Genomic DNA, 10,892 nt, shown 5'->3' with positions numbered 1-10,892 from the left:
CGCCTCCCACAGCGCGGACTCCACCAGCGCCTCGGGAGTGGCCTTGCCGTACTTCTGCAGCAGCCGCCGGTCCAGCGAGCCCGCGTTCACGCCGATGCGGATCGGCGTGCCGTGCTCCTTCGCCGCCTTCGCGATCTCCTTTACCTTGTCGTCGAACTGCTTGATGTTGCCCGGGTTCACCCGGACCGCCGCGCAACCCGCCTCGATCGCCGCGAACACGTACTTCGGCTGGAAGTGGATGTCCGCGATCACCGGGATCTGCGACTTCCGCGCGATGATCGGCAACGCGTCCGCGTCGTCCTGCGTCGGGCACGCCACCCGCACGATCTGGCAGCCCGAAGCCGTCAGCTCCGCGATCTGCTGCAGCGTCGCCCCGATGTCCGAGGTACGGGTCGTGGTCATCGACTGCACCGAGACGGGCGCGTCCCCGCCCACCGCCACGGAGCCGACCATGATCTGCCGGCTCTTCCGGCGCTCGGCGAGCTTGGTCGGAACGGACGGAATGCCGAGAGAAATCGCAGTCATCTGCTGTGCAACCCCAAGTTGTCAGGTCGGTCCCGGAGAACAGCGGGCTCCGGGCTCCGAGATTACGTCACCGGCCCGAACCCGAGCACATCCCGCCCGTTAAACCCACTCATGGGGCGACCGGAACGGGAGCCCGTGCCGTGTCCCCGGCCGGTCCCACGACGACGGCCGGGCACCCAGGGTGCCCGGCCGTCGTGAACCCGCGGTGACCGCGGTGACTACGAGATGCGTACGGGATTCACCACGTCCGCGATCAGCACCAGGACCGTGAAGCAGACGAAGACCCCGGCCACGACGTACGCGACGGGCATCAGCTTCGCCACGTCGAAGGGGCCCGGGTCCGGCCGGCGCAGCACCTTGGCCGCGTTGCGGCGGACCGACTCCCACAGCGCGCCCGCGATGTGCCCGCCGTCCAGCGGGAGCAGCGGGAGCATGTTGAACAGGAAGAGCGAGAGGTTGAAGCCCGCGACCAGCATCAGGAACGAGGCGAGCCGCTGGGTGGGCGGGATGTCCATGCTGGCGATCTCGCCGCCGACGCGGGCCGCGCCGACCACGCCCATGGGCGAGTCGGCCTCGCGCGGGCCGTCACCGAAGGCCGCGTCCCACAGGGCGGGGACCTTGCTGGGCAGGGCGACCAGCGACTCCACGCCGTTCTCGATCATGTCTCCCATGCGGTCCACGGACTGCGGGAGGGTCTGCGGGACGACGGCGCTGGCGGGACTGAAGCCGAGGAAGCCCGCGGTCACGTACTCGCCCTCGACGTAACCGCCGTCGCCGTCGGTCTTGGCCACCTGGTTCTCGATGAGGGTGGCGGTGAGGTCGAGCTCCTTGCCGTCGCGCTCGACGGTGAGACCGACCGTCTCGCCGCCGTGGGCGCGGATGTCGGCCTGGAGGGAGGACCAGTCCTTCACCGGGGCGCCGTCGAAGGCGACGATTCGGTCCTCGACCTTGAGGCCGGCGGCCTTGGCGGGGGCCGCCTGGTCGCCCTCCTCGCAGGTGGAGCGGTTCTCGCTGGCCTGGATGACGCAGTCGGAGATCGTGGCGACCTGGGTGGTCTGCGTGTTCGCGCCGAAGGTCATCATCACGCCGACGAAGACCACGACGGCCAGGACGAGGTTGGCGAAGGGGCCCGCGAACATCACGATCACGCGCTTCCACGGCTTGCGCGTGTAGAAGAGCCGCTTCTCGTCGCCGGGCTGCAGCTCCTCGAACGCGGCCGCGCGGGCGTCCTCGATCATGCCGCGGAAGGGGGAGGTCGAACGGGCCTCTATGCGGCCGTCGGGACCGGGCGGGAACATGCCGATCATGCGGATGTAGCCGCCGAGCGGGACCGCCTTGATCCCGTACTCGGTCTCGCCCTTCTTGCGCGACCAGATGGTGGGCCCGAAGCCCACCATGTACTGGGGCACGCGCACACCGAAGAGCTTGGCGAACGACAGGTGGCCGAGTTCGTGCCAGGCGATCGAGATCAGCAGCCCGAGTACGAAGACGACTATGCCGAGGATCGTCATCAGGGTCGTCATGCGCGCGCCTCCGCGGTGCTCCGCTCGGTCGGCTCGGCCGGCCTGGTCAGTTCCCGGGCCCGGGCGCGGGCCCAGGTCTCCGCTTCGAGGACGTCCGCCACGGTCAGGGAGGTTCCCGTGACGGGTGTGCCGTGCTCCTCGACGACCCGGGTCACGGTCTCCATGATCGAGTTGAACGGCAGGGCGCCGTTCAGGAACGCCTCCACACATTCCTCGTTGGCCGCATTGAACACCGCCGGGGCCGTGCCCGCGAGCCGTCCCACATGTCGGGCGAGTCCGACGGACGGGAACGCGTCGTCGTCCAGCGGGAAGAACTCCCAGGTGGACGCCTTGCTCCAGTCGAAGGCGGGGGCGGCGTCCGGGACCCGCTCCGGCCAGCCGAGGCCGATGGCGATGGGCCCGCGCATGTCCGGGGGCGTCGCCTGGGCCAGTGTCGATCCGTCCGTGAACTCAATCATCGAGTGGACATACGACTGCGGGTGCACGACGACCTCAATGCGGTCGAAGGAGATGTCGTACAGCAGGTGGGCCTCGATGACCTCCAGGCCCTTGTTGACGAGCGTGGCGGAGTTCACGGTGATCACCGGGCCCATGGCCCAGGTGGGGTGGGCGAGGGCGTCGGCGGGGGTGACGTCCGCCAGCTGCTCCTTCGTACGGCCCCGGAACGGGCCCCCGGAGGCGGTCACGACCAGCTTGCGCACATCGGCGCGGGTGCCGGCGGCGAGGGCCTGGAAGAGGGCGGCGTGCTCGGAGTCGACCGGGATGATCTGGCCGGGCTTGGCCACCGCCTTCACCAGCGGGCCGCCCACGATGAGCGACTCCTTGTTGGCGAGCGCGAGGGTGCGGCCCGCCTCCAGGGCGGCCAGGGTGGGGGCGAGTCCGATGGAGCCGGTGATGCCGTTGAGCACGGTGTGGCCCGGGGAGGCGGCGAGCTCCGTGGCGGCGTCCGGTCCGGCGAGTATCTCGGGGAGGGGCTCGCCCGGGCCGTACGCGGTACTCAGGGCCTCACGCAGCGCGGGAACGACGTCCTCGCGGGCGACGGCGACCGTCCTCACGCGCAGCCGGTGCGCCTGCTCGGCCAGCAGTCCCACCCTCCCCCCGGCGGCGGAGAGCCCGGTGACCCGGAAGCGGTCCGGGTGGCGCAGCACGAGGTCGATGGCCTGGGTGCCGATCGATCCGGTCGATCCGAGGATCACTACATCGCGGACCCCGGTGACGGGGTCGAACACGAGATGCGGATCTGCGAGGGGGGCAGGACTGTCGCTCATCCCCCCATTGTGTCCGTACGGCGGGCCCGGCAGGACAGGGACCCGGCAGGACGGTGACCCGGCCGGACAGGTCGGGCACAGGGTGCGCGCCCGCTCCTACCGCTTGCGGCGGCGCTTCGGCCGCGGCCGGCCGGGCGCGGGACCGGCCGCGGGGAAGTCGCCCTCGACGACGCCCTCCGCGGTGTCCATGGTCGGGGCGCTGAAGTGGAGGGGCTCGTCCTGGGGGGTGCTCGGGGCGAGGTCCTCGGACGTGAGGTCGAGGTTGAGGACGTAGCCCACGGTCTCCTCCTTGACGGCCTCCTCCATGGCGCGGAACATCGCGTGGCCCTCACGCTCGTACTCGATGATCGGTTCGCGGCCCAGGGTGAACCGCAGTCCGATGCCGTCGCGCAGGTAGTCCATCTCGTAGAGGTGTTCGCGCCACTTGCGGTCCATGACGGCTAGCACCACCCGGCGCTCCAGCGCGCGCAGGGTTTCCGCACCGAGTTCCGCCTCGCGTTCCGCGTAGCGGGCGTGGATGTCCTCGATCAGCGCTTCGGTCAGGTGTCCGGCGGTGAGGTCCGGTCGGCCGCCGGCCTCCTCGTCGAGGTCCTCGGGGTGGATGCGGACCGGGTAGAGCTGTTCCAGCGCGTGCCACAGGCGGTCCAGGTCCCATTCCTCGGGGAAGCCCTCGGCGGTCTCCTTGTCGACGTACGCCCCGACCGTGTCCTCCATGAAGTGCAGGACGCGCGGGCGCAGGTCCTCGCCCGCGAGGACGCGGCGGCGCTCGGCGTAGACGATGGTGCGCTGCCGGTTGAGGACCTCGTCGAACTTCAGCACGTCCTTGCGGGACTCGAAGTGCGTCCGCTCGATCTGGGCCTGGGCGGAGGCGACGGCGCGGGTGACGACCTTGTTCTCGATGGGGACGTCCTCGGGAAGGCTCGCCGCCGTCATCACGCGGTCCACCAGCTGGGCCTGGAAGAGCCGCATGAGGTCGTCCTGGAGCGAGAGGTAGAAACGGGACTCGCCGGGGTCGCCCTGGCGGCCGGAGCGGCCGCGCAGCTGGTTGTCGATGCGGCGGGCGTCGTGCCGTTCGGTGCCGAGGACGTAGAGGCCGCCGAGGGCGGTGACCTCCGCGCGTTCGGCCGTGACCCGCGCGGTGATCCGGTCCAGGAGCGCCCGGCGCTCCTCGTCGCCGGCGTCCTCGGGGAGGGCGGCCAGTGCGTCGCGGGCGAGGGCCTCGGGGTTGCCGCCGAGCATGATGTCGGTGCCGCGCCCGGCCATGTTGGTGGCCACGGTGACGGCGCCCCGGCGGCCGGCCTGGGCGACGACGATCGCCTCCCGCCCGTGGTTCTTGGCGTTGAGCACCTCGTGCCGGACGCGCCGCTCGCGCAGCAGCCCGGACAGGGCCTCGGACACCTCGACGGTGGTGGTGCCGACCAGGACGGGCTGGCCCTTGGCGTGCCGTTCCACGATGTCGTCGACGACGGCCGCGAACTTGGCGCCCCGGGTGCGGTAGATCAGGTCGGGCCGGTCGTCCCGGACCATCGGCCGGTTGGTCGGGATGGGCACGACACCGAGCCGGTAGATCTGGTGGAACTCGGCGGCCTCGGTCATCGCCGTGCCGGTCATGCCGGAGAGCCGTTGGTAGAGGCGGAAGAAGTTCTGCAGGGTGATGGTGGCGAGGGTCTGGTTCTCCGCCTGGACCCGGACGCCTTCCTTCGCCTCGATCGCCTGGTGCAGGCCCTCGTTGTAGCGGCGGCCCGGGAGGATGCGGCCGGTGTGCTCGTCGACGATCACGACCTCGCCGTCCACGACGACGTACTCCTGGTCCCGGTGGAACAGCTCCTTCGCCTTGAGGGCGTTGTTGAGGTGGCCGATCAGCGGGGTGTGGTCGGACTCGTAGAGGCTGTCGATGCCGAGCTGGTCCTGGACGTGCTCCACGCCGCGGTCGAGGACGGCCACCGTGCGCTTGCGCGGGTCGTACTCGTAGTCGTACCGCTCGCGCAGCGCCCACAGCCGTTCCTTCTCCAGCGGCCGGGTGAAGCGCTCCTCCTGGAGGAGCACGCCCTTCATGGGGCGCACCAGCCGGGCGAACGCCTCGTACCAGTGGGTGGCCCGGTCGGCGGGGCCGGAGATGATGAGCGGGGTGCGGGCCTCGTCGATGAGGATGGAGTCGGCCTCGTCGACGATCGCGAAGTGGTGGCCGCGCTGGACCAGTTCCTCCTTCGACCAGGCCATGTTGTCGCGCAGGTAGTCGAAACCGAACTCGGTGTTGGTGCCGTAGGTGATGTCGCAGGCGTACGCGGCGCGGCGCTCCTCTGCGGAGGCGCCGGTACGGACGACGCCGACGGTGAGGCCGAGGAACGTGTACGCCCGGCCCATCCACTCGGCGTCGCGGCCGGCGAGGTAGTCGTTGACCGTGACGAGGTGGACGCCCTTGCCGGTGAGGGCGTTGAGGTAGACGGGCAGGGTGGCGACCAGGGTCTTGCCCTCGCCGGTCTGCATCTCGGCGATGTTGCCGAGGTGGAGGGCGGCGCCGCCCATGACCTGGACGTCGAAGTGGCGCATGCCGAGGGTGCGGCGGGCGGCCTCGCGCATGGTGGCGAAGGCCTCCGGCAGCAGGTCGTCGAGGGTCTCCCCGCCGGCGTACCGCTGCCTGTACTCGTCGGTGAGGGCGCGGAGTCCGTCGTCGGTCAGGTCGCGGAACTCCTCCTCCAGGGACGCGACCTGCTCGGCGATGCGCTTCAGGCGGCGCAGGGTACGGCCCTCTCCGGCGCGCATGATTTTTCCGGTGACGGAGGTGAGACCGAGAGCGGGCATTTCGCGTACCCCCATGAGCCACGAGACGGGAACTGCACGACGTAGCACGACGAAATACGGAAGGGGAATGGGTATGCGCACTTCTAGGACGCCTCCTCCTCCGTATCCGTGAGATCCGTGAGAAGGCCGATCCATTTGTTGGCCCGCTGCAGAATGCGGACGCCCTGCTGATTGGCCAGGATCACTTCGCGCAGTACGGGGTCCGCGGCCGCGTCGAGCGCGCCGCGGAACAGCTGGTGGATCACCGGCCGCTCCCCCGGGCGTCCGGCGTCCAGCAGCGCGTCCACGTCGCGTGCGTCGAGCCTGCGCGCCCGGAGGGCGTCGAAGCCTCCCACGGACGGTCTGGGCTCCTCGTCGACCACGGCCAGCGCGCAGTCGTTGAGCAGGACGGCGAGGGGGTCGCGGTGCGGGTGGAAAAGGCCCGGGGAAATGAGGTGCAGTTCTCCGGCGAGCGGCAGCACTTCGTCGCGCACCGTCCGCAGCGCTTTCACCCGCTCCGCCCGCCGGAGATGGCGCCATGCCTTTCGGCGGGCGTGCGTGAGCCGCTCGGAAATGATGCGGCCGTCCCCGTTCTCCTGGCGCATTCGTCGCCCCCGTTCGCCTTCCGCTCATTGTTGACGCGCGACTTTCGGGCGGCAACCGGCAGGACGGTAACGGGGGCGACAGTGAAGGGCGGAGACGAAAAGGGAGAACTGAGGCGCCCGGAGTCTCAGCGAACGCGGCGGTGGACGTCCTCCCGCCTGCTCGGACCGGGCGTCGCGTCGGCGATCCAGGGCCCGTCGCCGGACGGGTCGATCACGCCGTCCTCCAGCCACTCGTACGTGCCGGACAGGACGCCCCTGACGACCTTGCCGTCGAGGTCGTCGGTGTTGGTCCACAGCCTGGCGAACAGCTCGTCGACGCGGATGCGGGCCTGCCGGCAGAAGACGTCGGCGAGCTGGTACGCCTCACGGCCGTGTTCCCCGCGGCCGCGCAGGTGCTCGGCGCGCACGCAGGCAGCGCTCATCGCGAACAGTTCGGCGCCGATGTCGACGATCCGGCCGAGGAAGCCCTGCTTGGTCTCCATCCGGCCCTGCCAGCGGGACATGGCGTAGAAGGTGGAGCGGGCGAGCCTGCGGGCGCTGCGCTCCACGTGACGCAGGTGACCGGAGAGGTCGACGTGGCCCTCCGGGTGGAAGTCGCCGTACGCGCGCGGGAGTTGTCCCGGGCCCGCGACCAGCTTGGGCAGCCACTTGGCGTAGAAGACACCGGCGTTCGCGCCCGCCTTCGCCTTGTCGGCCAGGCTCTTGTCCGGGTCGATGAGGTCCCCGGCCACGGAGAGGTGGGCGTCGACGGCCTCGCGGGCGATCAGCAGGTGCATGATCTCCGTGGAACCCTCGAAGATGCGGTTGATGCGCATGTCGCGCAGCATCTGCTCGGTGGGGACCGCGCGTTCGCCGCGGGCCGCCAGCGACTCGGCGGTCTCGTAGCCGCGGCCGCCGCGGATCTGGACCAGTTCGTCGGTCATCAGCCAGGCCATCTCGGAGCCGTACAGCTTGGCGAGGGCGGCCTCGATCCGGATGTCGTTGCGGTCCTCGTCGGCCATCTGCGAGGACAGGTCCACGACCGCCTCCAGTGCGAAGGTGGTGGCCGCGATGAAGGAGATCTTCGCGCCGACCGCCTCGTGCAGCCCGACCGGCCTGCCCCACTGCTCGCGCGCCCCCGACCACTCGCGGGCGATCTTCAGGCACCACTTGCCCGCGCCCGCGCACATGGCGGGCAGCGAGAGGCGGCCGGTGTTGAGCGTCGTCAGGGCGATCTTCAGGCCGGCTCCCTCCGGGCCGATGCGGTTCGCCGCCGGAACACGGACCCGGTGGAGGCGGGTCACGCCGTTCTCGATGCCGCGCAGGCCCATGAAGGCGTTGCGGTTCTCCACGGTGATGCCCTCGGCGGACGCCTCGACGACGAAGGCGGTGATGCCGCCCCGGTGGCCCTCGGACTTCGGCACCCGCGCCATGACCACGAGCAGGTCGGCGACGACGCCATTGGTGGTCCACAGCTTCACCCCGTCGAGGACGTAGTCGTCCCCGTCGGGCACGGCGGTGGTGGCCAGCCGTGCCGGGTCGGAGCCCACGTCCGGCTCGGTGAGCAGGAAGGCGGTGATGTCGGTGCGGGCGCAGCGCGGCAGGAAGGCGTCCTTCTGCTCCTGGGTGCCGAACATCTTGAGCGGCTGCGGTACGCCGATCGACTGGTGCGCGGAGAGCAGGGCGCCGATCGCGGGGCTGGCGGAGCCGGCCAGGGCGAGGGCCTTGTTGTAGTACACCTGGGTGAGGCCGAGGCCGCCGTACTTGAGGTCGATCTTCATGCCGAGGGCGCCGAGCTCCTTGAGCCCGTCGATCACCTCGTCGGGGATGCGCGCCTCGCGCTCGATGCGGGCCGAGTCGACCTTCGTCTCACAGAAGTCGCGCAGCTTGGCGAGGAACTGCTCGCCGCGCTGGGCGTCCTCGGCGGCGGGCATCGGGTGCGGGTGGATCAGATCGAGCCGGAAACGGCCGAGGAAGAGCTCCTTGGCGAAGCTCGGCCTGCGCCAGTCCTGCTCCCGGGCGGCCTCCGCCACCTGTCGTGCCTCGCGTTCGGTGACACGAGGCTGGGTTGGGCTTGCGGACATGAGGCTCACCTCGCCGCGAATAGGGATCTTGGGACCGTACGTTACTCACCGGTGCTACCCGATCGTATTTACCCGATTCCGGGCACGCCCACCAGTCCTCGCGCAGCGATCGGACCGGCAGAGGCCGGTGGTGCGGCACCTGTCGCCCTCTGATAGGCATGGGACCCCTCGGCCGGACCGGGCAGCCGCGCCACCACGAAAACTGCCGTCGAAGCGCTTCGACAATCTATGGACACCCCTCTACCATCGAGCTACTGTCGATCCACCCTCATATGCCCCCGCACACGAGGCGCGTCCGTCGAAGCGCTTCACCTACCGCTTGGAGAGCCGGATGGTCACTCTCGCCGAGGTCGCCCAGCACGCAGGAGTCTCGGCGAGCACGGTGAGCTACGTCCTCAGCGGCAAGCGGTCCATCTCCACCGGCACCCGGCAGCGGGTCGAACGGAGCATCCAGGAGCTCGGCTACCACCCGAACGCGGGGGCCCGGGCCCTGGCCAGCAGCAGGTCCAACATCATCGCGCTGATGGTCCCGCTCCGCACCGACATGTACGTGCCCGTGATGATGGAGATCGCCATCGCGGTGGCCACCACGGCCCGCGCCCACGGATACGACGTCCTGCTGCTCACCGGCGAGGAGGGCCCCGACGCGGTGCGCCGCATCACGGGCAGCGGCCTCGCCGACGCGATGATCGTGATGGACATCGAGCTCGACGACGAGCGGCTGCCGCTGCTCCGGAGCACCGACCGGCCCTCGGTACTCATCGGCCTGCCCGCCGACACCACCGGGCTGACCTGCGTCGATCTCGACTTCGCCGCGACGGGCGCGCTGTGCGTCGAGCACCTGGCGGCGCTCGGGCACCGCGACGTCGCCGTCATCGGCGAGGCACCCGCCGTCTACGAGCGGCACACCGGGTTCGCCGAGCGCACGCTGGAGGGGCTGCGGGCGCGCTCCCGGGAGCTGGGGCTGCGCGTGCTGCACCGGCCCTGCGAGGGCGGGTACGACGCGATGGCCCTCACCCTCGCCCGGATCTTCGACGAACGCCCCGGCACCACGGGCTTCGTGGTGCAGAACGAGAACGCGGTGGAGCCGCTGCTCGCCCTGCTGCGCCAGCAGGGGCGCGCCGTGCCCGAGGACGTCTCCGTGATCGCCGTCTGCCCGGACCAGGTCGCGACCCAGGCCTCGGTGCGGCTCACCGCGGTCACCATCCCCGCGCAGGAGATGGGCCGGCGCGCGGTGGAGCACCTGGTGGCCAAGCTGGACGGGCGCGCCGAGGACGAGGTCGTCCTGCTGGCGCCTGAGTTGACGGTGCGGGCGAGCACGGGGCCGGCACCGGGCGGTGCCTGACCCCGTTCCCGCCGCCGCGTCGGCGGTCAGCTGGAGGACACCGTCAGGTTGTTGGTGGAGAAGTCCAGACCGCCGTTGGACGAGGTGATCTCGTAGCCGAACTGCACGTCGCCGATGGTCTCGTTGCCGATCCAGCCCTTGGTGTCCTTGATCCACTTCAGGATCGGCAGGATGTTGACGGTGCCGGAGCTGGAGTCGGACGTCCGCAGGAACGAGTAGACCTGGTTGGCGCCGTTGTCGCCCTTGTAGACGTTCCAGGTGTGGCCGCCGAGGGTGACGGTGCCCTGCGAGGTGCCGAGCGGGCCGACGGCGCCGTTGTGGTTGACCCAGAGCATGATCTCGTGGTCGTAGTCGGTGTCCCAGATGTCGTACGAGGTGTTGTACGCGCCGGACGACGGGACGGTGACGTTGTAGCTGCTGGTGAGCGACGAGATCGAGGTGATCGGCTTGTTGATCACCTTCTTGGAGTTGGGGTACGACTTGATGCCGCCGGTGTTGGGGTGGTTCGCCCAGACGCCCCAGTTGGTACCGGAGTTGGCCCAGGTGCACTGGCTGCCGGCGCCGGAGCCCCAGATGTTGTTGTAGAGGATGTAGCCGTTCAGCGTGGTGTTGCCCCACTGGTCGCAGGTGTTCCAGACGGCGGCCTGCGCGGGCGCGGAGGCGAGGCCGACGGTGGCGCCGAGTGCGAGTGCGGGGGCGAGCAGGGCCTTGGTGACCTTGCCGAGGGTGCGGGTTGCCATGGTGTTCCTTCCATGGGTGGGGGGATCGCGGGGGCGTGGTGC

At 70.3% G+C, this 10,892-nt stretch carries 8 protein-coding genes; 1 reads left to right on the top strand and 7 read right to left on the bottom strand.

Translation table 11 applies throughout. The features are described 5' to 3' along the window. The 6 genes from UW392_RS00675 to UW392_RS00650 form a co-directional block, all read right to left on the bottom strand. On the bottom strand, nucleotides 1–525 hold a 525-nt coding region (locus UW392_RS00675), incomplete at its 3' end, for a flavodoxin-dependent (E)-4-hydroxy-3-methylbut-2-enyl-diphosphate synthase (protein WP_320772826.1). A gap of 218 nt (nucleotides 526–743) precedes the next feature. Continuing rightward, on the bottom strand, nucleotides 744–2,048 hold the full coding sequence (locus UW392_RS00670; protein WP_320772825.1) for a site-2 protease family protein: 1,305 nt from the start codon (nucleotides 2,046–2,048) through the stop codon (nucleotides 744–746). Further along, on the bottom strand, nucleotides 2,045–3,316 hold the full coding sequence (gene dxr / locus UW392_RS00665; RefSeq protein ID WP_320772824.1) for a 1-deoxy-D-xylulose-5-phosphate reductoisomerase: 1,272 nt from the start codon (nucleotides 3,314–3,316) through the stop codon (nucleotides 2,045–2,047). The genes UW392_RS00670 and dxr overlap by 4 nt, the downstream gene beginning before the upstream one ends. Before the next feature lie 96 nt (nucleotides 3,317–3,412). After that, entirely contained in the window at nucleotides 3,413–6,118 is a 2,706-nt protein-coding gene (gene secA / locus UW392_RS00660) for a preprotein translocase subunit SecA (RefSeq protein WP_320772823.1), read from the bottom strand. An 83-nt stretch (nucleotides 6,119–6,201) separates the two neighbouring features. Next, the gene (locus tag UW392_RS00655) at nucleotides 6,202–6,702 is read right to left on the bottom strand and encodes a hypothetical protein (RefSeq protein WP_320772822.1); all 501 of its coding nucleotides are present in this window, start codon (nucleotides 6,700–6,702) and stop codon (nucleotides 6,202–6,204) included. Nucleotides 6,703–6,827: 125 nt separating this feature from the next. Beyond that, on the bottom strand, nucleotides 6,828–8,765 hold the full coding sequence (locus tag UW392_RS00650) for an acyl-CoA dehydrogenase family protein (RefSeq protein WP_320772821.1): 1,938 nt from the start codon (nucleotides 8,763–8,765) through the stop codon (nucleotides 6,828–6,830). Between the two features lie 331 nt (nucleotides 8,766–9,096). On the opposite strand from UW392_RS00650, the gene UW392_RS00645 reads away from it, so the two are divergent. Then, on the top strand, nucleotides 9,097–10,110 hold the full coding sequence (locus tag UW392_RS00645) for a LacI family DNA-binding transcriptional regulator (protein ID WP_320772820.1): 1,014 nt from the start codon (nucleotides 9,097–9,099) through the stop codon (nucleotides 10,108–10,110). 26 nt (nucleotides 10,111–10,136) lie between these two features. Here UW392_RS00645 and UW392_RS00640 read toward each other — a convergent pair whose 3' ends face one another. Next, nucleotides 10,137–10,850 carry a GH12 family glycosyl hydrolase domain-containing protein gene (locus UW392_RS00640; protein ID WP_320772819.1) on the bottom strand — a complete coding sequence of 238 codons (714 nt, stop codon included), beginning with the start codon at nucleotides 10,848–10,850 and terminating at the stop codon, nucleotides 10,137–10,139. Nucleotides 10,851–10,892: the final 42 nt, after the last annotated feature.

The organism is Streptomyces sp. CRN 30 (genome assembly GCF_034105845.1).
Note: the sequence above shows the minus strand (reverse complement) of the source record. Positions and strands in the feature narration are given on the sequence as shown.

Excerpts from the sequence above, each read along its gene's own strand:
- UW392_RS00670 (WP_320772825.1), bottom strand. The coding sequence starts at position 2,048 with ATGACGACCCTGATGACGATCCTCGGCATAGTCGTCTTCGTACTCGGG.
- dxr (WP_320772824.1), bottom strand. The coding sequence starts at position 3,316 with ATGAGCGACAGTCCTGCCCCCCTCGCAGATCCGCATCTCGTGTTCGAC.
- secA (WP_320772823.1), bottom strand. The coding sequence starts at position 6,118 with ATGCCCGCTCTCGGTCTCACCTCCGTCACCGGAAAAATCATGCGCGCC.
- UW392_RS00655 (WP_320772822.1), bottom strand. The coding sequence starts at position 6,702 with ATGCGCCAGGAGAACGGGGACGGCCGCATCATTTCCGAGCGGCTCACG.
- UW392_RS00650 (WP_320772821.1), bottom strand. The coding sequence starts at position 8,765 with ATGTCCGCAAGCCCAACCCAGCCTCGTGTCACCGAACGCGAGGCACGA.
- UW392_RS00645 (WP_320772820.1), top strand. The coding sequence starts at position 9,097 with ATGGTCACTCTCGCCGAGGTCGCCCAGCACGCAGGAGTCTCGGCGAGC.
- UW392_RS00640 (WP_320772819.1), bottom strand. The coding sequence starts at position 10,850 with ATGGCAACCCGCACCCTCGGCAAGGTCACCAAGGCCCTGCTCGCCCCC.